This window comes from Azospirillum sp. B506, assembly GCF_000333595.1.
Taxonomy (GTDB): Bacteria; Pseudomonadota; Alphaproteobacteria; order Azospirillales; family Azospirillaceae; genus Azospirillum.
This window is the reverse complement of sequence record NZ_BADK01000476.1, coordinates 1-1,926: the sequence shown is the minus strand read 5'-3', so window position 1 is coordinate 1,926 and position 1,926 is coordinate 1. Positions and strand designations below refer to the sequence as shown.

Genomic DNA, 1,926 nt, shown 5'->3' with positions numbered 1-1,926 from the left:
TCAGCCCGGTGGTGCTGGCCACGCCCGCATGCTCGGCGCCAGCTCCCGCGATCTGTTCCGCCACGTCTATCTGCCGTCCGCCCTGTCCTGGGTCTTCTCCTCGCTGCACACCGCCGTCGGCTTCGCCATGGTCGGTGCGGTGGTGGGCGAATATCTCGGCTCCGCCGCCGGGCTCGGCTACCGCATCCATCAGGCGGAGGGGGTGTTCGACACGGTTGGCGTCTTCTCCGGCATGCTGGTGCTGACGATCTTCGTCGTCCTGATCGATGCCGCCGTCACGGTGATCGAGAAGCGGCTTCTGCATTGGCGTCCGCAGGACAACCATGCCGGGCAGCACTGAAATTCAAAAGGGAGGCAACCAGTGAAACTCAAATCGTTGATCGCGGCCGCCGCGGTCGCCCTGACTATGGGAACCATGGTGCTGGGAACGGCGGGTCTGGCCGCAGCCCAGGGCAAGCTTGAGAAGACCGACATCAAGATCGCCGTTGGCGGCAAGCCGCTGCTCTATTACCTGCCGCTGACGCTGGCGGAACGGCTGGGCTACTTCAAGGACGCCGGACTGACTGTCGAGATCAGTGACTTCGGCGGCGGGGCCAAGAGCCTGCAGGCCCTGGTCGGCGGCTCGGCCGATGTGGTCACCGGCGCCTACGACCACACCATCCAGATGCAGGCCAAGGGGCAGCCGATCATCGCGGTGACGCAGCTCGGCCGCTATCCCGGCATCGTGCTGGCGTCGGTCAACAAGTCCGGCACCGTCAAGTCGGTGATGGACCTGAAGGGCAAGAAGGTTGGCGTCACCGCCCCCGGCTCCTCGACCAACTTCATGCTGAACTATGTCCTGACCTCGCTCGGCATGAAGCCGGAGGATGCGTCGGTCATCGGCGTCGGCGGCGGTCCCAGCGCCATCGCCGCCATCAAGCGCGGTGAGATCGATGCCATCGTCAACCTCGACCCGGTGATCAGCCAGGCCCAGGCCGACGGCGACATCACCATCCTGGCCGACACCCGGACGGAAAAGGGCACGATGGACGTCTATGGCGGCCCCTATCCCGCCGCCGTGCTCTACATGAAGCCGGACTTCATCAAGGAAAACCCGAAGACCACCCAGGCGCTGGCCGACGTCTTCGTCCGCACCATGTTGTGGCTGAACAAGGCCAGCACCGACGATGTGCTGAAGGTGCTGCCGGAGGAATATTTCCTGGGCAACAAGTCACTCTACGCCCAGGCCTTCGAGCATTCCAAGCCGACCTACTCGCTCGACGGCCGCTTCACCCAGGATGGCGCCGATGCCGCTCTGAAGGTGCTGAAAGCCTTCGATCCGGCAGTGTCGTCGGCCAGCATCGACCTGTCCAAGACCTACACCAACCAGTTCGTCGAGGATGCGCTGAAGCGCCTGCAGAAATGAGGGATTCCGCAGGTTGCGGAATACCCATATAAAAAATGTGGGCGCGGCATTCTGTCGCGCCCTTTTTCATGGTGCACTGCCGTTAGACTGGACGAAATCGGTCCTGATTGATCCCGAATCAGAATCGTCCCTTCCCGCAGCGGAGTGCCCCATGGCCGAGGTGATTTTCTACGGACTGGCCGGTTGCCCGGCGAACGCCAAGCAGAAGCAGCAGCTGGCAGCCGCCGGCCACACGCTGGTGGACCGAGACTTGGCGACCGCCGAACTGACGCCCGCCGACCTCCGTGCCTTCTTCGGCGACAAGGAGGTCGATGCCTGGTTCAACCGTCGTGCTGCGGCGGTCAAGTCCGGCGCGATCAAGCCAGACGCCCTGGACGAGGAGGCCGCGCTGGCCGCGCTGCTGGCCGACCGCGAGCTGATTCGCCGGCCGCTCATCCAGGTCGGCGACCGCCGCGAGGCCGGGTTCGATCCCACGACGCTCCACGCCTGGATCGGCCTGACCTCCGGCGAGAGCTGCGACG

3 protein-coding genes are annotated in these 1,926 nt (G+C 64.7%); all 3 read left to right on the top strand.

What is annotated here, in order from left to right:
* A partial coding sequence (locus I71_RS14265; RefSeq protein WP_042695518.1) for an ABC transporter permease occupies window positions 1–340 on the top strand: 340 nt, incomplete at its 5' end.
* A gap of 21 nt (window positions 341–361) precedes the next feature.
* On the top strand, window positions 362–1,405 hold the full coding sequence (locus tag I71_RS14260; protein WP_042695517.1) for an ABC transporter substrate-binding protein: 1,044 nt from the start codon (window positions 362–364) through the stop codon (window positions 1,403–1,405).
* Between the two features lie 151 nt (window positions 1,406–1,556).
* Window positions 1,557–1,926, top strand: a 370-nt coding sequence (locus I71_RS14255) for an ArsC/Spx/MgsR family protein (protein WP_042695516.1), incomplete at its 3' end; no start/stop codon positions are given.